Annotated in this window: 21 protein-coding genes; 15 read left to right on the top strand and 6 right to left on the bottom strand. The window is 34.1% G+C overall.

Features of this window, described 5'->3' with window-relative positions:
* From CF599_RS14975 to CF599_RS14950, 5 genes are all read left to right on the top strand, one after another.
* Positions 1-402: a DoxX family protein gene (locus CF599_RS14975; protein WP_121966807.1), complete on the top strand. Its 402-nt coding sequence runs from the start codon at positions 1-3 to the stop codon at positions 400-402.
* A gap of 1,196 nt (positions 403-1,598) precedes the next feature.
* A complete protein-coding gene (locus CF599_RS14965) occupies positions 1,599-2,516 on the top strand; it encodes a pirin family protein (RefSeq protein ID WP_121966806.1) in 918 nt (305 codons plus the stop codon).
* A 3-nt stretch (positions 2,517-2,519) separates the two neighbouring features.
* Positions 2,520-2,921, top strand: a complete 402-nt coding sequence (locus CF599_RS14960; RefSeq protein WP_121966805.1) for an OsmC family protein — start codon at positions 2,520-2,522, stop codon at positions 2,919-2,921.
* A 63-nt stretch (positions 2,922-2,984) separates the two neighbouring features.
* The gene (locus CF599_RS14955) at positions 2,985-3,272 is read left to right on the top strand and encodes a GNAT family N-acetyltransferase (RefSeq protein WP_121966804.1); all 288 of its coding nucleotides are present in this window, start codon (positions 2,985-2,987) and stop codon (positions 3,270-3,272) included.
* Positions 3,273-3,526: 254 nt separating this feature from the next.
* Complete coding sequence (locus CF599_RS14950) at positions 3,527-4,588, top strand: hypothetical protein (protein ID WP_121966803.1); 1,062 nt, start codon at positions 3,527-3,529, stop codon at positions 4,586-4,588.
* 109 nt (positions 4,589-4,697) lie between these two features.
* On the opposite strand, the gene CF599_RS14945 is transcribed toward CF599_RS14950, so the two are convergent.
* Positions 4,698-5,948, bottom strand: coding sequence for a S9 family peptidase (locus CF599_RS14945; protein ID WP_121966802.1), 1,251 nt, complete (start codon positions 5,946-5,948; stop codon positions 4,698-4,700).
* A gap of 238 nt (positions 5,949-6,186) precedes the next feature.
* On the opposite strand from CF599_RS14945, the gene CF599_RS14940 reads away from it, so the two are divergent.
* The 9 genes from CF599_RS14940 (at position 6,187) to CF599_RS14900 (ending at position 12,658) form a co-directional block, all read left to right on the top strand.
* Entirely contained in the window at positions 6,187-6,678 is a 492-nt protein-coding gene (locus tag CF599_RS14940; RefSeq protein ID WP_121966801.1) for a hypothetical protein, read from the top strand.
* Between the two features lie 33 nt (positions 6,679-6,711).
* A complete protein-coding gene (locus CF599_RS14935; protein WP_121966800.1) occupies positions 6,712-7,254 on the top strand; it encodes a HutD family protein in 543 nt (180 codons plus the stop codon).
* A 232-nt stretch (positions 7,255-7,486) separates the two neighbouring features.
* Positions 7,487-7,918, top strand: coding sequence for a hypothetical protein (locus CF599_RS14930; RefSeq protein ID WP_121966799.1), 432 nt, complete (start codon positions 7,487-7,489; stop codon positions 7,916-7,918).
* Positions 7,915-8,439, top strand: a complete 525-nt coding sequence (locus tag CF599_RS14925; RefSeq protein WP_121966798.1) for an O-acetyl-ADP-ribose deacetylase — start codon at positions 7,915-7,917, stop codon at positions 8,437-8,439. The genes CF599_RS14930 and CF599_RS14925 overlap by 4 nt, the downstream gene beginning before the upstream one ends.
* A gap of 64 nt (positions 8,440-8,503) precedes the next feature.
* Complete coding sequence (locus CF599_RS14920; protein ID WP_121966797.1) at positions 8,504-9,850, top strand: SMI1/KNR4 family protein; 1,347 nt, start codon at positions 8,504-8,506, stop codon at positions 9,848-9,850.
* Positions 9,850-10,392 (top strand): RNA 2'-phosphotransferase, encoded by a 543-nt coding sequence (locus CF599_RS14915; RefSeq protein WP_121966796.1) that lies wholly within the window; start codon positions 9,850-9,852, stop codon positions 10,390-10,392. The genes CF599_RS14920 and CF599_RS14915 overlap by 1 nt, the downstream gene beginning before the upstream one ends.
* 6 nt (positions 10,393-10,398) lie before the next feature.
* On the top strand, positions 10,399-10,986 hold the full coding sequence (locus CF599_RS14910) for a rhomboid family intramembrane serine protease (RefSeq protein ID WP_121966795.1): 588 nt from the start codon (positions 10,399-10,401) through the stop codon (positions 10,984-10,986).
* An 83-nt stretch (positions 10,987-11,069) separates the two neighbouring features.
* The gene (locus tag CF599_RS14905) at positions 11,070-11,828 is read left to right on the top strand and encodes a DUF2314 domain-containing protein (protein WP_121966794.1); all 759 of its coding nucleotides are present in this window, start codon (positions 11,070-11,072) and stop codon (positions 11,826-11,828) included.
* A 281-nt stretch (positions 11,829-12,109) separates the two neighbouring features.
* The gene (locus tag CF599_RS14900; protein WP_121966793.1) at positions 12,110-12,658 is read left to right on the top strand and encodes a hypothetical protein; all 549 of its coding nucleotides are present in this window, start codon (positions 12,110-12,112) and stop codon (positions 12,656-12,658) included.
* Between the two features lie 110 nt (positions 12,659-12,768).
* On the opposite strand, the gene CF599_RS14895 is transcribed toward CF599_RS14900, so the two are convergent.
* The 5 genes from CF599_RS14895 to CF599_RS14875 all read right to left on the bottom strand — a co-directional run bounded on the left by CF599_RS14895 (position 12,769) and on the right by CF599_RS14875 (position 16,171).
* Positions 12,769-13,269 carry a ClbS/DfsB family four-helix bundle protein gene (locus tag CF599_RS14895; RefSeq protein WP_121966792.1) on the bottom strand — a complete coding sequence of 167 codons (501 nt, stop codon included), beginning with the start codon at positions 13,267-13,269 and terminating at the stop codon, positions 12,769-12,771.
* A 10-nt stretch (positions 13,270-13,279) separates the two neighbouring features.
* Positions 13,280-13,822, bottom strand: a complete 543-nt coding sequence (locus tag CF599_RS14890) for an STM3941 family protein (RefSeq protein WP_121966791.1) — start codon at positions 13,820-13,822, stop codon at positions 13,280-13,282.
* Position 13,823: 1 nt separating this feature from the next.
* Positions 13,824-14,954 (bottom strand): GNAT family N-acetyltransferase, encoded by a 1,131-nt coding sequence (locus CF599_RS14885; protein ID WP_121966790.1) that lies wholly within the window; start codon positions 14,952-14,954, stop codon positions 13,824-13,826.
* A 65-nt stretch (positions 14,955-15,019) separates the two neighbouring features.
* On the bottom strand, positions 15,020-15,553 hold the full coding sequence (locus CF599_RS14880; RefSeq protein WP_121966789.1) for a GNAT family N-acetyltransferase: 534 nt from the start codon (positions 15,551-15,553) through the stop codon (positions 15,020-15,022).
* Between the two features lie 12 nt (positions 15,554-15,565).
* The gene (locus CF599_RS14875) at positions 15,566-16,171 is read right to left on the bottom strand and encodes a class I SAM-dependent methyltransferase (RefSeq protein ID WP_121966788.1); all 606 of its coding nucleotides are present in this window, start codon (positions 16,169-16,171) and stop codon (positions 15,566-15,568) included.
* A 280-nt stretch (positions 16,172-16,451) separates the two neighbouring features.
* Between CF599_RS14875 and CF599_RS14870 the strand changes: the two genes are divergently transcribed.
* The gene (locus tag CF599_RS14870; protein ID WP_121966787.1) at positions 16,452-16,808 is read left to right on the top strand and encodes a hypothetical protein; all 357 of its coding nucleotides are present in this window, start codon (positions 16,452-16,454) and stop codon (positions 16,806-16,808) included.
* Positions 16,809-17,080: the final 272 nt, after the last annotated feature.

The raw sequence follows: 17,080 nt of genomic DNA, 5'->3' as shown, positions 1-17,080 counted from the left end.
ATGAATAAGAATCAAGACGTAGGGTTATTAGTAATGCGTATAGGTATTGGTTTTCCAATGTTATTATACGGTTTAGGTAAGTTGTTTAATGGGATATCTTTTATCCAAGGAATATTAGTAGACCGAGGCCTACCTGCATTTTTTGGCTATGGTGTATATGTTGGAGAAGTTATCGCACCTATTTTATTATTGATAGGATATAGAACAAGATTAGCGAGTTTAGTCTTTGCTATTAATTGTATTACAGCTATGTTATTAGTACAGAGTGCAGACGTATTTAGTCTAAATGATAACGGCGGGTGGAAGGTAGAACTATTAGGTATCTATGCCTTAGTAGCAGTAGGTCTATTTTTTACAGGAGCAGGTAGACTAGCTATTTCTTCTAATCATCAATGGGATTAAACCTAGATTACGCATTAGCCAAATGCTGCAAAGCAATTCTACTTCATAGTTCTTTCATTAGCTCTAAAACCATACTAAAGTATGCTTGTGTCGCTAATTCAGACCTATCTTGTATAATTACTTTTCGTTTATATGTCTATCGCGTAATTTGGGTTGAAAAAACACTGAAAACTAGTTAATTGTGTGTTTTTGGCACGGCATTTGTAATACTATAAACGTAGTATTATATTTCATAGTTATTTTTTTTGAGTGATGTTAACAAGGTTAATTAGCATCAAACCAATAATAAAATTTTTATTATTTAGGTTTTGTTTATAAAGCATAGGTACTTCCATACTTATGCTTTATTTTTTTAGACCTTTTTCTAAAGGTGTGTTAAAAAGGTTTGGTTTTAAATACATATCTTTGTAAAGTTATGAATATCAATATTTATTATATTTTTTAGGCCAATCTTCAAGGCTATTTCTTAAAATTAATCAGATTATACATTGTTAGGATATAATACGTGCTTTTATGCTATTTAGATTTGGGTGAGTCCATAGTGAGTCCATTATGAGTCCATAGTGAGTCCATTAAAACAGTCTTTTTAATGGAGACAGTATGGATACACGATGCTGTCAATATACATTCATACAAAGAGAGATAGCAACTTCATAGAGATGAGTAGGTAATAAGGTGATTTTTGTCTTGAGATAAGTGATAGAATCTGTAATCCTTAGTTAGATTAATATAGTAGATTTCTAATTAAGTAGAATTGCAAATTTACGGATTTAAATTGAGTGTATATGAAAGAGGATGTTTAAATCCAAGACTCATATTAGCCAACTACTACAAAGCCATTCTACTTTATGGCTTTTTCATTAGCTCTATAACTATACTATAGTATGCTGAAATCACTAATTCACATCTATCTTATATAGTTACTCTTCATTTATATGTCTATCATTGATTCTGGGGTAAATGGATTATTATTTTTTAAAAGTCAATATAACCATTGTATCAACTCTTAATCAAACTGTATTTATTTGTTGAAACAGCTTGATATTAAAAGTTAAAAGGCGTTTTTAAGTCTATACTTTTTGTAGAATCCGTATCTTTAGGAGATAAGAGTGGTTCTTAATCTATGTTAACTCGTAGTGGTTAGATCTTTCTTAGTTTTACAATTAGATATTTTATCAATTAATAATATATATGTTATGTCAAATGTAGATTTAGTTATAGAAGAGCGTGCAGCGAGTATTGGTAATTTTTTAGTTGGTAGATTGTTGCCTTTTAGACAGAAGCGCTCAGTAGGACCATTTACTTTTATAGATCACATGGGACCTATCTCAGTGGTAGATCACGATAACCTAGATGTAGATCCTCATCCGCATATTGGGCTCTCTACGTTAACTTATTTATTCGAAGGAGAGATTATGCACCGTGATAGTATTGGTAGTATAGAGCGTATCACTCCTGGCGCGGTTAACTGGATGACAGCAGGTAAGGGAGTGGTGCACTCAGAGCGTATGCCTGATGATATACGAATTAATAAACCGGATACAATCTTACATGGATTGCAGATATGGATAGCTCTGCCAAAAGAGCTTGAAGATATAGAACCTTCTTTTGTGCATATAGAAGCTCAAGAGTTGCCGAGTTGGCAAGAGGATGGCGTGTCTTATAAACTTATTGCAGGAGAGGCATTAGGAAAGAAATCACCTGTACCTGTCTACAGCCCTTTATATTATATAGAGATAAAGTCAACAGAACAAAAAACGATTAGCATAGGTAATGGTTTATTTGGAGAGGCAGCGATGTATATTTTAGAAGGAAGCGTGAAGAGTGGTGAGCATGAGTATGAATCTAAAAATATACTGATAGCAAATGATAGTACACTATGTGAGTTTGAGATGATGCCAAATACAACAGTGTATATTTTCGGAGGCCATCCACTGCCTGAAGAGCGTTATATCTTATGGAACTTCGTATCGCACGATACAGATAAATTAGAACAAGCAAAACAAGATTGGATTAATCAGAATTACGAGGTATTTCCATTAATTGAGGGCGATAGTGATAGCTATGTACCTTTTCCTGATGGAATGAAATCATTTAAAAACAAAACAAAATAAGAGATGGATATTACAGTGAAAGCCGTATTAGGCAACGAATTATATTATACTGAGGTTACAGCAGGAACAAATGTTTTAATTACAGATGAACCTACAGATCTTGGAGGACAAAATAAGGGATTTAACCCTTTTGAGATATTAGCAACTTCTCTTGCGAGTTGTACTGCTGCGACGTTGCGTATGTATATGGATAGAAAACAATGGAAGGCAGATAAGATTATCGTTGAGGTGGCGATGACTAGGGATGGTTCTGGTACGAAAACTACTTTTAATAGAAAAGTGTATTTCGAAGGAGCTTCTTTAGATGCTGATATAGCGAAGAGATTATATATGATAGCTGATAAATGTCCTGTACATAAGGTATTGACAGGCGAAGTGACTATAAATACGGAATTAGCTATTTAGATTTAGGGAACTAGCGGCAGAAAATAGAAGCTTACTATAACATTAACCAATAAATAAAAGATTATGGAAATAAAACATGAAGCTCAAGAGAATAAAGGAGCATTTATAGCTTATATAGATGGACAACGTGCAGGAGAGATGACTTATTCTGTGGCAGGTACAGATAAGATTATTATTGATCATACAGGTGTGGAAGAAGCATTTAATGGAAAGGGAGTAGGGAAGGCTATTTTACTAGAGGGTGTTATTCCTTATGTAAGAGAGAAACAGATTAAAGTATTACCGCTATGTCCATTTGCTTCTGCTATGTTTAAGAAAATGGCAAATGAGATAGGGGACGTGGTTATTTAATTACTTTACTGTTTTTTTGTGATTTCGGTTTTTTGTTTTTTTGAAAAAGTAGTTTGTATATAACAAGATTATTAAACTTTCAGACAACATCATCACGCCATCACAAAAAAACGCCTTTTGATATTTCTGACTAAGATGTTTTTTTTTAGGTTATCTAGTTTGAAATAGTAGACTAACAAGTTTTGTGTGATAGACATCAGATGTCTGTATTGTTTTTGTTACCTTTGTGATGAATTAAAAATGATCAAAATCTTATGAACGAAAAAACACCTTTTGGATTAATATCTACAATAGAAGTACCTCATGCATTAAGTGTGAAAGGGAGCTGTTGGAGTAAAGAAGGATTGTTAGTCGCGAATTATGTTAACTCTAATGAGGGTGCTACTAGTCCATACGAATTAGTATATACTATCATAGATAAAGAGGGAAATACAACGGAGGAGAAAGAGACAAGAGGAGTATTGCCTATTTTGTTTTTAAGCCCTAGTAAAGAGAATTTTGTTTCTTTAGTCAGTACTGACGAAGAGGTAGAAGAGATGTTCTCTTATGCAGTATTGGATAAAAGTACAAAAGGATTTAAGGGAAGTAAGTCGTTAGACGGACGTTTCGTAGGATGTACAGCTAATCACAGTATCTTCTATAATGTAGATATCTGGAGTGATAAGGCAGGTGATGTGATGAGTGTATTAGAGTATGTAGATGGAGTATTAGTAAAGGAGAATAAAGTTGCGATACCATTTCCTAAGGACAATAAAATCTGTGTACGCAATGGAGAGATTCACTTGATCACTGAGGTTGAAGACGGATGGTTACACCGCCAAATAGATGTAAATGGAGAAGAGATCAGAAGAAGATTATTAGAGTTCGATTTCCCATTTGTACATGAGGCCTTGACACTATCTTTTGATGAGAAGTCATTCTTATTATGTGAAGAGAATGGAGAAGTAGGTATCGTAGAGATAGATGCAGATGGAGAAGGGATGTATGGAGACTTGTTTAATATAGGAGATGAGTTCTTCGGTACTTGGCAACCACAACGTGTTAGCGATAATGCTAATGCAGTACAGTTCACTACAGAGTTTGGTAACGGATGGTTAGTGATTAAAGATGATGAGTTAGTAGAGCTATTCTATAACAAGAATAAGAAAGGATACCAAAACTTGTTAACTAAAGAAGTGTTGTCTATTGATAATAATGATTTGGTTCTATCTGGTATTAGCCCTGTATCTGATGGTACAGTAGGTATAGTATTCTATCCTAGAAAACCTAGAAAAGAGACTTATAACAAGTTCTTTGTGTTACAACACGAAATTTAATTAAGAATGTGCTTAAATACTCTTGGGTATTAAAGGTATATAAATAAAATAAGGTCACTAGCGTTATGTTAGTGACCTTATTTTATTGTTGTTATCGTTAGATAAATGCTTATTTAACAGGCATATATTTATTGATAAATTCTACTAGTTCTTTGTTTTTCCAAACAATAGCTTGTGTGTGTCCTGCATTATCTACTAGGATAATCTCTATATTAGGAGAACCTAAATCCTGTAGTCCTTTTACCATAGCTGAAGTTACGACAGCAGGTACATTAGTATCTGCTTTCCCTTGGATAACTAATACAGGTTTGTCTATCTTTTTAGTACCTGGCTGACTATCTAGTAAGAATTGTTTAATAATAGGGTCATTCTTAAATTTGTCAGCGTTAAGACCTGGATATTGCATTACTTTGTTTTTAGGATCTTCTTTCATGAACTTTATAATGTCAGCCATAAAAGCTTGACGAACACCATCAAGACAGTCACCATTATCTCCATTAGTACCTTCTGCAAGTTTAGCAAATCCCTTAGCTCTATCTTCAAATATAGAAGTATAATCATAAGAAGGCTTCTCTGCTTTAATACCTACACCAGCTAGTGCTGCATACGCTAGTAAAGTAGAATAAGCTGATACAGAACTTCTCTGTTCTAGAGGTTGATTCATTTTTATTTCTTGAGTTTCAAGACCTGCTAATGCTATAGGGGCTACTTCTAGGATAATCTTACCTAAACTAGAAGCAGGTGCACCTGCTACTGCTCCTTTAAAAGAAGCGTCATTATTAGCAAACTCAGCTATCCCAAGTGATGCTTGACCACCCTGAGATTGTCCTGCAGACATCCACGCTCCGTTAAAGTCTTTTTTAAACTGACTTTTTACAGCTTTCACAGCATATAATGCAGAGTTAGCTTCACTAGCTAGATGTAAATAAGGATGAATACCTGGTGTACCTAGCCCTTCATAATCAGGGGCTATGATAACGTATCCTTGTGCTAATAAGGCCTGAGCAGCTACTTTGAAGTTTTCACCTAAAGGGTTCTGACTAGGAGCGCAGGCATCTGCTACCCCTACTGTACCATGAGCCCAAACTACGATACGATAACCATCTGTAGGTTTAGGTGTCTTAGGATACATAATTAAGGCTGTTGCATTCTGTGTCTTACCATTTAGATAAGGCATAGTATATGTCATTATTTTTATTGAACTAGCTTCATCTAGCTTAGTCATTGAATAGTCTTTCTCAGAGACATATTCTTTTCCGTTGTTGCTATTGTTATTATCATCACTGTTACACGCAGTCAGCGTCATAAAGGTGAAAGTAGAAGCAAGTATAGCTCCTGTAAAAAAAGTTGTTCTTTTCATAGTTAATCGATTGTGATGATAGATATCATTTGTTTGGGATAAATATAGTAATATCTTTGAATAGTGACGATAAATGTCAAAAAAGCTTTGTTTTTTTATACTATTATTAGGTTTATTTGCATACTTTAGTAAAGTATATTAATACAGAAAGTTTAAAATTGACATAATAATTAAGAGTTTAAGTTGAATAGAATTACAATAAAATCAATTTTAATAAGTTATATATAAAAATAATGTTATGATAAAAAACGTATTGGTTATAGCGATGTTTGCAATTGCACTTGGAAGTTGCAATACAGCAAAGAATGAGAAAGTTGATGGAGTGAATGCCATAGAGACAAAGGAAGAAACTAAAAGTGAAGCCGTCCCTTATGGAGTAGCTAAAGGGTATTATGTGCTTAATACAGTGAAGAATGAGAAGGTAGAGAGCTTGCGTATTACTTCTCAAGATCACTTTGATCGTTTCTTTGGGATGGCTACAGTGATGGGAAAAGATGGTAAACCAACTGAAATAGATTTTAAAAAATCATTTGTATTAGCATTAGTAGGTCAACCATCAGAGAAAGATACTACATTCGAAATCGCTAAATTAGTAGAGAATGGTGACGCTCTAGAATTGACTTATGTGATTAAGCAAGAGGATGAGGTTAGGACTTTTACGACACACCCTTGTGTTATATTAGTAGTAGATAAAACATACGAAAAAGACGTACGTTTTCTTCCACTATAAGACTACCTTTAGATAAAATAAGAAAGATTATTGATGAATATTGAGATAATAAGAAAAGAGCAAGTCATTCCTGCCTTATGGACAGGTGGACAGACTCATGAGTACGCTATCTATCCTAAAGGAGCTGCATATGCAGATAGATATTTTGAATTTCGAATTAGCAGTGCGACTATTGAATCAGTACCTTCGGAGTTTACTAGATTTGATGGGTATCACAGATATTTAGTGATGTTAGAAGGAGATCTTAACTTAGTTTTAAATGATAAGAAAGAGTATTATGCAAATAATACTCTTTTTGCATTCAATTCTACTGATCGAATTACTTCCTATTCTGAAGGCAAAGATTTTAATCTAATGCTACATAATAGTATTACAGAGGAGGTAGTAATGGTGAGTGATGCCTCTTTTAGTATAAAGCAAAGAGTACTCTGTATATTCGCTATTGAGAGAAGTGAAATTACACTGAATAAAGAAGTTTTCACATTAGATAAGTATGACTGTTTATTAGTAGATAATAAAGAAGCAGAGGTAATGGAGGTGCAACTCAGTCAAGAGGCTATTATAGCATATTGGTAGGTCTTTCTGTATAGGTACTTTTCGTTTATCTGTATATAGTGTATTCTGAATTTAAAAGAATAAAATATTATTGAGATTAATTTATAATCTGTAAGGTTAGGGTTAAAATATTTTATTTATCTTGTATAAGATGTAATTTTAATGTTTTAGTTATGATTACTTAAGGATTTGTTTACGATACAATCCGTTATTTAGAGTAAATTAGGTTATCAGAACTTTAAAACAAATTATTATGGAAGCGTCTTATATCCTATTACCATTAGTTGATTATAATGAGAATGCCTTTAATGCAGAGTTAAGTGAGTTGTTTCCTTTTTGTAGAGTAGTGAATATAGATTATCATACTCAACGTTTTCTGATTGCTTTTAAGGATATAGAAGCGTTATTAAATGATGAGAATGCAGAAAAGGAAGTGTATGAATATGATACTAAGCTAGAATATTTTAGTAGAAAGCATCCCTATCTTGATATAGGAGTGATTCATGTTGTAGGAGAAGATAAGAATTGTTTTTATGATGGGTATATTCTAAAGAATAGAAAAAAGATTAAGGAATATAGCGGTATGCATGATGCTTACGTTCCGATTATTAAGCACTTTATGCCTGAGTGTAGAGGTGTTGATTTGAATATTTTTACGAGAGAATTTTTAAATAAAAGTATATGAATGAGAAGATGAAAGTAATACAAGGAGATATCACTCAACAGAAAGTAGATGCTATCGTTAATGCTGCTAATAGTTCGTTATTAGGAGGAGGGGGAGTAGATGGTGCTATTCACCGTGCTGGAGGAGAGGACATCTTGGCAGAATGTAGACTTATAAGAGCCAAACAAGGTGGGTGTAAAACAGGTGAGGCAGTAATCACAACTGCGGGGAAACTACCTGCTAACTATGTCATACATACAGTAGGTCCTGTATGGAATGGGGGAGAGAAAGAAGAAGAAAGAATGTTAGCGAACTGTTATCTCAATAGCCTTAAGCTAGCTGTAGATAATCAGTGTAACACGATTGCTTTTCCCAATATAAGCACAGGTATTTACGGTTTTCCTAAAGAATTGGCAGCTAAAGTAGCTATTGATACTGTAAAATCATTCTTAGATAGTAATGACGCTATCAAAGAGGTAATCTTTGTCTGTTATGATTTTGAGAACTTTAGTTTGTACAAGAAAGAGTTTGGTAGCTTATAATCTGACTGAACAGCTAACTTTTGATATATAATCATTTTATTTGCAGAGAAAAGAAAGAAGTTAGATGAATACACAGATAGAGAGAATAAAACATAAATTGTCTAGAGTAGCAGACTGCGATCAGGATTTAATCGTTTTTGGTGCAGATGCTCATCAGTATAAGATAGGAGATGTCGTTAGTGAGAAGGTAATACGTGATTTTGAACAAAAATATACTATCCAATTACCTGAAGCTTATGTAGCGTTTCTAACTCAAGTAGGAAATGGTAATGTAGTGGAAGATGCTTATATGGGTAGTGCCGCAGGACCTTATTATGGTATCTATCCCTTAGGTGAGTGCTTAGATGATGTGAATGTAGAAGATATTCAATGTGCGATATCTAAATCGTCTATCTTACATCCGGGTATGAAAGAAGAAGAATGGGATGAGTACTCTAAAAGCTTATGTGTAGAAGATATTTCGGATGAGGATTACTATGCTGTTTTAGAGAAGTTATATAGTGGATTATTAGCTATAGGTACTCAAGGATGTGCGATCACTACTTGTCTTGTGTTAAATGGAGAATATAGAGGTAGAATAGTCTATTTAAACGAGGATTATCAGCCCGTCTTTGCTTATGAAGAGCATTTCTTGGATTGGTATGAACGATGGTTAGACGAAGTGATTTCGGGAGATTTAGTAAGTGAAGATGCGGGTTGGTTTGGTTATTCGATAGGAGGAAATAGTGCGTTCTTATGGGATTCTTATAAAAATACACTTGATGAAACACAGCAATTGGCATTGTTAGATGGCTTATTAAAAAAGAGTACTATTGAAGCATGTATCATTCAAGAGATTATAGATGTTATTCCGAATACTCCGGAGTCAATAGCGTTGAACTTGACTACTATTTTGTCTAAAGAGAACTTCACTAAGGCAATTCCCTTTTTAGAACAACAAGTGAGTGAGAACTTGCTACATGTATTGCAAAGAATACATTGGTATGGAAAGGATAAACCATATTGGCTACCACTGCTTAAAGCCAATAGTGCTAGTATAGAAGATGAAGAAACTTATCGTTTTTATACTTATGTGCTGACTGATGCGACACCTGATTATGGTGAATTAGTATTGGCAGGGTTGCAATCTCCAAATAAAGAAATACGTGGGCAAGCTATTTATACCTTAGGACAATTAAAGAATAAGCAAGTGTATCTAGATTACTTTATTCAATGTCTATATGATCAGGACGAAAGGGTAATACTCTATACAATACAAGGGTTAGCAGGTGTACATGATGAGCGATTAGTAAGTTGTTATAAAGAGGTATATAAGAAATACAAAGAGAGTGAAGTAGAAAACTATATCCTAATTAATCTACAACATAGATTAACTGAATTAGGTATGAGTTTTAAAGATTTAGAAGAATAATGGATGAAGTAAGAAAGAAAAGTATAGGTAAGTTTCTGAGTTTAATACTTAGACACGAACCTAGTAAGATAGGAATAACCTTAGATGATAATGGATGGGCAGATGTGGAAGAGTTAATCAATAAATGTGGTAAACACAAGAGATCTTTTACTAGAGGAGAATTAGATGAAATAGTAGAGACCAATAATAAGAAGAGATATGCCTATAGTGAGGATGGTACTAAGATTAGGGCTAGTCAGGGACACTCTATCACAGTAGATCTAGAGTTCGAATCACAGTGTCCGCCACCGTTTTTATATCACGGGACAGCAGACCGATTCTTAAGTGCTATAAATAGTGAAGGAATTAAGAAAATGAACAGGCAACATGTACACCTTAGTCAAGACAAAGAAACTGCTACTAATGTAGGTTCTCGTCATGGAAGAGTAGTAGTGTTGACCATATTAGCAGAGAAGATGTATAAGGATGGAATAGCGTTTTATCTATCTGCTAATGGCGTGTGGCTTACAGATTACATTGATCCAAAATATATTTCAAAATAAAGAATAATGAGAAAACGCGTATACATTCAGAAGCAGACCTTAGTTATCCCACTTGTCTTAGTAGGGATAATGTGGGTAGTGTATTTTATGCAATATATAGGTGTTTTTACGAGTTGCTATGGAGTAATTCCTTGGACTGTGACAGGGCTAAAAGGAATTGTATTATCTCCGTTTTTTCACGGAAGCCTAGACCACATATTGAGTAACTCTATTCCCTTTTTAGTTTTGTCTTTTTTGACATTACAGTTTTATCCTAAGTCAGCGAAGACTGTATTAACAGCAGGTTGGCTATTATCAGGATTGGGAGTATGGCTGTTACCTAACTTTAATGCGATACAGAATGATGTGTACTCTTGTCATATAGGAGCTAGTGGAGTGATCTATATGTTGGCTTTCTATTTATTCGTAAGTGGATGGGTAAGTAAGAAGTTTTGGTTAATGTTATTATCCGTTGTTATCTTCTTTGTTTACGGAGGAATCGTTTATGGAATGCTTCCGATGATGGTAGGAGATAATATTTCGTGGCAAGGTCACTTATTAGGAGCAATTACAGGAGTTTATTTAGGAATTCGTTTGAATAAGCGAAAGAGATAAGTATTTTTGCAAAAGCAATGCACTATTGTGTTGAAGTAAGAACAGATCACAGTTAGGTCTATTGAGATTATAAAGCATATAATATGGAAAACGAGAACAAGATTTTTTACGCTAAAGGAGATGACCCTATTTTAGTAGAGGCATATAAGAAAGCTCAAGATACATTCAAATACTTTTGGAGAGAGTTATCATGGGAATATAGAAGAATAGTACCAGGATTAGATATGGCGAGTGTAAAGGTAGCTTTCACACAAGAAGTAGAAGGCCAAGATGAGCCTATTATCGAGCATATGTGGATAGGAAGTGTTGACTTCGATGGAGATGTTATTTATGGAGAGTTATTAAATGAACCAAACTTAATCACGGATATCAAAGAAGGTGATGAGTTAGGAGTAACACTTGATCAGATTAGTGACTGGATGTTTATCAGTGATGGTAAAACGTATGGTGGATATACAGTACAAGCTATGCGCTCTGTCATGACTGAAGAGGAAAGAAAAGAACACGATGAGGCTTGGGGATTAGACTTCGGAGATTTTAATCACGTAAACTATGTATTCGAACAAGGAGAGCATCCAGAGAACATCATAGAGCATCCGATGAGTAAGAATATGAAGGAAAGTCTAGAGAAGTTTATTGATGAGAATCCTGATGAAGTGACTAATAAAGATGAAGCAGGGTATACATTCTTACACAAAGAAGTTATCTCAGGTAACTTAACAAGTGTAGAGGTGTTATTAGCAAAAGGAGCGAATAAAAACGAACCGAATGCTGAAGGAAAAACTCCAGTGGACTATGCAAAACAGTTAAACTGGGAACATATAATACCAGTATTAGCATAAATAGTATTACAGAATAAAAATAAGAAAGCTCTAGTAGATATTACTGGGGCTTTTTTTTGGTTAACGGTTTGCGGTTTACAGTTAACAGTGCTAAATCGGAATATGTGTAAATACGTTGAGATAAGTTTCCTCAAAGTCGGGAGACTTTGCGGAGCAAAGGTTGGTAGAGACGCAATACTTTGCGTGTCACAGTAAATAAAGGCATAATATTGTAATTCCTCAAAGTCGGGAGACTTTGAGGAGCGGATTATGGTTATATTTGAACATCAGTAATAAACAGTATGACAGATACAGAACTTTATCAGCGAGTATTAGCGACAGATATCCACGTTAAGAGTAGGATGAACACATTAGCCGTTATTGGTAATGATGAAGAGGTATTGCAGTTTCTACTTGAGTATAGCTTTGAGACTAAAGATCCTATTCATGTCATGAGTAGCGTACTGTTACAAGATATTTTAGATAAAGATATAACTAGAATTAAGCCCTACTTAGCTACTTTCTTAGATAGAGTAGAGGATATTACTAATGAATCTAGTAAACGCTTAATAAGCCGTATTTGTTGGCTAGTTGCCAAGAGTAAGAAGGTAGTGAGGACCACGAAACAAGAGAGACAATTAGTAGATGTGTCACTACTTTGGTTATCTAATAACTCTAAGGTTGCAACAGAGGCTTTTGCTATGGATATACTTATGTTATTAGGGAAGAAGTATAGAGAAGATATTTTATTAATAAGTGAGGTAATAGAAGTCAATTACCCACATAGAACTGCTGCATACCAAGGTAAGGCTAAGAAGTTTATGGGGTATAGTTTACAGTTTAGTATTTAATCCGAAATATGCGATGTGTGGAAATAGTTTGAGATAAGTTTCCTCAAAGTCGGGAGACTTTGCGGAGCGGTTGACAGTTGACGGTATTTAACTAAAATAACATCAGGCACTTATTTGATGCCATTCTTCTTTAAGAATTTTATTGCCCAATCATAATGACTAGAGGTAGATGATACTAAATAAGCACCTAGTGAAGTACTGCCTGTCCAAGAGTACTTTTTCTTTTCGAATAACTCATCGTTACTGTGTTGTCTAATGATGGCAAGTACCGCTAGATGAGATTCAGTGATCTTCTTGATACTATCTAGCGCTGTGGTATTTTGGTGTTTTTGATTAATAGCAATGTTTAGCTCCGGAGTAGTCTTCCAAGTATAGCCATGAGTAGGCATTACAGGCTTAGCTCCACTCATTCCTACTTCATACCAAGTTAGAAACATCTGATGCCATTCGTATAAATGCATAAGTACATCTCTAATATTTTTATTAAGGCTATCTGTACTGAAATCTTCATTTAAACGAGTTGAGTCAAGTGAATTGATTGTTGATATCAGCTTGTCAAATAGTGCTTCAGCATGCGTTAATAATGCTGTTTTATTAGTAGGTCTAGCCATGGTTAATGGATTAAGAATGTCGTAACTCTAGTTGTCTTTTTATTTCTATTGCAAGCTCTACATCAGATACCTTTAGCATATTCGTATTAATGAATATCGAGGTACCATGTGTCTTAAGGTTGGCCTGCATAGACTTGCGTTTAATGATATTCTTTTGTTTAGCGATATATTCCTCAGGATTATGTACATAGATTAATACAAACTTCTGACTCTGCAATGTATATAACTCAACAGATTGAATATCCTTCCAAGGTATTAACCCATTTACTACAGCAGTAGCATTCTCTATAATTCCCTGCTCGTTAATGACTATGCCTGGTTTGTTGCTAAATAGTTTAACGAGGAACATAACAGAGGCGTAACCAAAGAATACAATACACAGTATTGCGATAACATAAGTTAGTTCGATAGAACCAAGAACATATCTTCCCTGTCCATTTAAGCAATTGTAAAAAACAAAAATACCTGCAATAACTAATAACAGTGAACCGCTAAGATAAAGAGCAACCTTTGACTTATTGATGGCAAAAGTGATTGGTAATGAGTTATTCATATTATTTGATTATTAAAGTGAATTGTTGCATCTCTCTCAATCTGTTTTTTAAAGGGCTTGGTTCAATAATAAAATCATAGCTATGTGTGAAACCAAACTTAAGAGGTAGGACTTCACTGGCTTGATTGCCTTTCTCTACAGCATATAAGATAGATGAGGTATTAATCTCATTCTTAGTAATATCTATTAATGTATTAGTCACTTCAGTTCCATATCCCTTCCCTTGTTCTGAAGCTTTTAACCATAGGCCAATCTCTGCTGACTCATCATTGATATCACTTAGGCCACAACTTCCTATAAACGCATTTGTTTCTTTATCTAAGATAACAAGGACTAGAGCAGTACCATTGTTGATTTCAATACGCGAGCGTCTGATGTATTCGCTTAATAAAGGGCGATTGCCATTTGCGTCAAAGCTGAGGTATTTAGTGATCTCAGGTGTTAGATGAGTGATAAAATCGTCTAAGTAGGTATCATTGATAACGATATAAGTTAGACGATCACTTGCCCACTTTTTATCTAGAGATAAGCTATTTCTTTTTTGATCTTTAACCATTTTGATAACCGTAAGGATATCATAGATTAGCCCTTGCTCAATGTCATCACGAGCGATGATTTGCTCTACGGCAGGTTGATATGCACATAGAACCTCTTTGGTGTAAAACCAAGCGTGATCAAAGACTTTCTGCATATCCATAGACGCCCATGTTAAAGCATCCTGTTCTCTGTCTTCAAACTCAGGCCATAAAAAAGGAGATTTGTCACTATAGCTATCTTGTATAGAACAGATATTAGCAAACTCATCACTATCTCTAAAACGATCCCACTGTGAGCCAATAGCCTTAGCAACTTTTAGTATAATGCGAAGCAACATATCTTGATTATGTGGCGTCTCTGCAAACAATTGAAATAAGCGAATTAATACAATTGGCGTGACAGTAATCACTCCACCTTGATGTTCGATATTATTCGCAATAGAGAATAGCGCATATCTACTGTTTCTAATATCACTACCTATCGCTTGATCAAGTAGAGGCGGAAGGTCATCAGCTCGTCCGTTATAGTGAACTAATGATTCCCACGGTATTGTATTAAAGTCGATTTGTTCTAATTCTGTTGTTTTGTACTGCATAATCTTGTGCTGTTCTATTGTAAAAAAAGTTCAAAAAGCAGGATGCCTTTTGAACTTCTCATTTATTATTTCTTTACGTTGTCTTTGCGGTATTGAAGCATATTAAGAATCTTCTCTTCGCTGATATTTCTTACGAAATCACTGTGGTAAATATACCCAAGTTTCTCAGCTATCTTAATACTTCCATGGTTGTCTTTCTCTACATTGTAGATCAAGTAATCAACAGGAAGGTTTTTATTCACATACGTCTCTAAAGCAGTGATAAGCTCCTGACCATATCCTTTACCGAAAGCTGATTCTTTTAACCAGATTCCAAGTGATATTGACTCGTCATTTATATCGTGTATACCACAGCATCCGATAAACTCCTTAGTGTCTTTATCTACAGCGACTAACGTGATGTCAGTCCCTTGATCTAAAACACCTAAGCTATAGTCTATAAACCCTTGAGTGTCTTCTAGTTTTCCTGTAGGTATGAACGGTAAAAACTTAGCAACTGTAGGTGTTAATGCATGAAATATATCTTCTTTAAATCTATCATTTACGATAAGGTAAGATAGTCTGTCAGATGAAAATTGGATATCTCTACTAAATCCCATATTTATAATTATTTATTTTTTTAAAAAACGACAATAGACAAAGTTTTGTGTAGTACTAAAAGGAGTCGTATGATCATCATAAAAGCTTTCTTCTAAAGTAAAAGACTGCTCTAATAGTGTATTTAAATCTTCAGCATTATACTGAATAATATCTAATCCACTACATTTAAGAGGGCCTTGCTTAGAGAACGTAGCGATTACAATTCCTTTTTTAACCACCTTGCTAACTAAATCTACATATTGCTTAGCTTCTTCTTTAGTTAAAAAGTGAAACACAGCTAGGTCATGCCAAATAGCATATTTCTCAGTAGGTACAAAGTCAGTTATACTACTTTCTATCCACGTAACTTGACTTGCTTTATCCCCTAATCTAGCCTTAGCACGTTCCAGTGCTTCTCCTGATATATCTAATACAGTGATATCAGTGTATCCCTGTGTCAAAAGAAAATCAACTAGATTACTATCACCTCCTCCGATGTCTATAATCTTAGCATCTTTAGCGATATTAAAGTCTGCTATTAAACGCAAGGAGTTAATCGGTTCTACTTGTGTCCAACTTACCTGATCAGGAGATTTTGTCTTATAAACACCTTCCCAATGTTCTTTTGAATTTGCCATTTGTCTTTGTAAATCGTACTACACAACAAAAATAGTGATTACTATAAGGATTATTGTTTATTTTGAGATATATTAATAAAAAAAAGATGTATCTCCGATTAGTGTCATACTGATAGTTTATAGGGCAAAGGAACTGTTTATATAAAAACGTAAGTAGTCAAGAAACAGTAATTTAAAAAAAATGGTTTTATCTAGTTTAATTATCTAGTTACAACATTACTCTCGTCTTATTACATCAAACGGACATACATAAAAAAAGCTATACTAAAATAATTATATTATGAAGAAGAAAATTATAGTTGGACTTATAATAGCATTGCATTTTTTTGTTATTGGATATTATACTAATTTGCAACGAGAAAATAAAGTGTTAACTAATTATAGTACAGGATTTAAAGGAGTGGTAGAGGAAAAATTTAATCCACGTGAAAAACTGCCTCATACATTTTTAAAAATAAGAATTAAAAGTGATGAGTTTATAAATATATTTCCTACTAATATTATTGGAAGATATGCTGAGGTTGGCGACAGTATTATAAAATTTGAGAATTCAAATAAATGTATAGTAAAAAAAAGTAATGAAGTAATGGAGCATTTTTCTTTCGAAGGGGAGTATATCGAATTCTTAAATGAGTGAGGTTGAAAAAATGTTTTAAAAGTCTATTTATATGTAAAGAAGGAGCTGTTTCCTAAAGATAGTTCCTTCTTAGGTGTGCTTAGCATGTATATAATAAAAAAGGACTTGAAATAATCTAAATTCAAGTCCATTTATTTAAAATATTAATTTGTTAATCATCAGTGTCCGATAAAAACTTTTATCGGAGCTTTTCATATCTATAATATGCTTTAAATCATCCTCTTAACTCGGATAACCGATCTTTACACCTGTAAATAGGTTATCCGAAGAAG

The sequence above is a fragment of the Myroides sp. N17-2 genome (genome assembly GCF_002286775.1).
Lineage (GTDB): Bacteria > Bacteroidota > Bacteroidia > Flavobacteriales > Flavobacteriaceae > Flavobacterium.
This window is presented reverse-complemented; position numbering and strand designations above follow the sequence as displayed.

What these genes read in the sequence shown, in the direction of transcription:
- CF599_RS14975 (WP_121966807.1), top strand. Translation starts at nt 1, where the DNA reads ATGAATAAGAATCAAGACGTAGGGTTATTAGTAATGCGTATAGGTATT.
- CF599_RS14965 (WP_121966806.1), top strand. Translation starts at nt 1,599, where the DNA reads ATGTCAAATGTAGATTTAGTTATAGAAGAGCGTGCAGCGAGTATTGGT.
- CF599_RS14960 (WP_121966805.1), top strand. Translation starts at nt 2,520, where the DNA reads ATGGATATTACAGTGAAAGCCGTATTAGGCAACGAATTATATTATACT.
- CF599_RS14955 (WP_121966804.1), top strand. Translation starts at nt 2,985, where the DNA reads ATGGAAATAAAACATGAAGCTCAAGAGAATAAAGGAGCATTTATAGCT.
- CF599_RS14950 (WP_121966803.1), top strand. Translation starts at nt 3,527, where the DNA reads ATGAACGAAAAAACACCTTTTGGATTAATATCTACAATAGAAGTACCT.
- CF599_RS14945 (WP_121966802.1), bottom strand. Translation starts at nt 5,948, where the DNA reads ATGAAAAGAACAACTTTTTTTACAGGAGCTATACTTGCTTCTACTTTC.
- CF599_RS14940 (WP_121966801.1), top strand. Translation starts at nt 6,187, where the DNA reads ATGATAAAAAACGTATTGGTTATAGCGATGTTTGCAATTGCACTTGGA.
- CF599_RS14935 (WP_121966800.1), top strand. Translation starts at nt 6,712, where the DNA reads ATGAATATTGAGATAATAAGAAAAGAGCAAGTCATTCCTGCCTTATGG.
- CF599_RS14930 (WP_121966799.1), top strand. Translation starts at nt 7,487, where the DNA reads ATGGAAGCGTCTTATATCCTATTACCATTAGTTGATTATAATGAGAAT.
- CF599_RS14925 (WP_121966798.1), top strand. Translation starts at nt 7,915, where the DNA reads ATGAATGAGAAGATGAAAGTAATACAAGGAGATATCACTCAACAGAAA.
- CF599_RS14920 (WP_121966797.1), top strand. Translation starts at nt 8,504, where the DNA reads ATGAATACACAGATAGAGAGAATAAAACATAAATTGTCTAGAGTAGCA.
- CF599_RS14915 (WP_121966796.1), top strand. Translation starts at nt 9,850, where the DNA reads ATGGATGAAGTAAGAAAGAAAAGTATAGGTAAGTTTCTGAGTTTAATA.
- CF599_RS14910 (WP_121966795.1), top strand. Translation starts at nt 10,399, where the DNA reads ATGAGAAAACGCGTATACATTCAGAAGCAGACCTTAGTTATCCCACTT.
- CF599_RS14905 (WP_121966794.1), top strand. Translation starts at nt 11,070, where the DNA reads ATGGAAAACGAGAACAAGATTTTTTACGCTAAAGGAGATGACCCTATT.
- CF599_RS14900 (WP_121966793.1), top strand. Translation starts at nt 12,110, where the DNA reads ATGACAGATACAGAACTTTATCAGCGAGTATTAGCGACAGATATCCAC.
- CF599_RS14895 (WP_121966792.1), bottom strand. Translation starts at nt 13,269, where the DNA reads ATGGCTAGACCTACTAATAAAACAGCATTATTAACGCATGCTGAAGCA.
- CF599_RS14890 (WP_121966791.1), bottom strand. Translation starts at nt 13,822, where the DNA reads ATGAATAACTCATTACCAATCACTTTTGCCATCAATAAGTCAAAGGTT.
- CF599_RS14885 (WP_121966790.1), bottom strand. Translation starts at nt 14,954, where the DNA reads ATGCAGTACAAAACAACAGAATTAGAACAAATCGACTTTAATACAATA.
- CF599_RS14880 (WP_121966789.1), bottom strand. Translation starts at nt 15,553, where the DNA reads ATGGGATTTAGTAGAGATATCCAATTTTCATCTGACAGACTATCTTAC.
- CF599_RS14875 (WP_121966788.1), bottom strand. Translation starts at nt 16,171, where the DNA reads ATGGCAAATTCAAAAGAACATTGGGAAGGTGTTTATAAGACAAAATCT.
- CF599_RS14870 (WP_121966787.1), top strand. Translation starts at nt 16,452, where the DNA reads ATGAAGAAGAAAATTATAGTTGGACTTATAATAGCATTGCATTTTTTT.